General features: G+C 71.7%; 1 pseudogene. It reads right to left on the bottom strand.

Annotated elements, in window-relative coordinates:
• A pseudogene (locus G3N98_RS39405) lies at positions 1–748 on the bottom strand (nodulation protein NfeD); the annotation flags it as partial.

Genomic DNA, 748 nt, shown 5'->3' with positions numbered 1-748 from the left:
GGCGCCCGTCACGACCGGGCGGCGGCGCGCGCGCAGCGCGACGCTCGATACGCCCGCGACGAGCAGCCCGCCGCCGAGCGCGAGGCTCGCGATCACGGGCCACGGAATCCCGTAGCCGGGCACGTCGGTGTCGATCAGCATCAGCGCGCCGATCGTGAACGACACGATCCCGCCGAACCCGAGCACGCCGAAGGTCGGCAGGAACGCTTCGGCGACCAGGCAGCCGAGACCGAGCAGCACGAGGCCGAGGCCCGCATAGCTGATCGGCAGCAACTGCATCGCGAACAGCCCGACCAGCAGGCAGATCGTGCCGGCGACGCCCGGCAGCACGAAGCCGGGGTTCGCGAACTCGAAGAACAGGCCGTAGATGCCGATCGTCAGCAGGATCAGCGCGACGTTCGGGTCGGCGATGATCGCCAGGAAGCGGCTGCGCCAGTCGGGCTCGACCACGACGAGCGGCGCATGCGCGGTCGCGAGCCGCACCGTGCCGGCGGTGGTCGTCACGCTATGGCCGTCGAGCTGGCGGGCGAGATCGGCCGGATCCTGCGCGATCAGGTCGACCACATGCTGCGCGCGCGCCTCGCTCGCCGACAGGCTCACGGCCTCGCGCACCGCGCGCTCGGCCCATTCGGCATTGCGCCCGCGCAGTTGCGCGAGGCCGCGGATATACGCGGAGGCGTCCTGCATCGCCTTGCGGATCTCGGTCGATTGGGTATCGGTCGGCAGCGCGGCTTGCGAAGCGGCCGCA

Origin of the sequence: Burkholderia sp. Tr-20390, from assembly GCF_017104595.1 — a bacterium.
Taxonomy (GTDB): Bacteria; Pseudomonadota; Gammaproteobacteria; order Burkholderiales; family Burkholderiaceae; genus Burkholderia.
The sequence above is the reverse complement of the archived record's forward strand: the minus strand, read 5'-3'. Positions and strand labels throughout refer to the sequence as shown.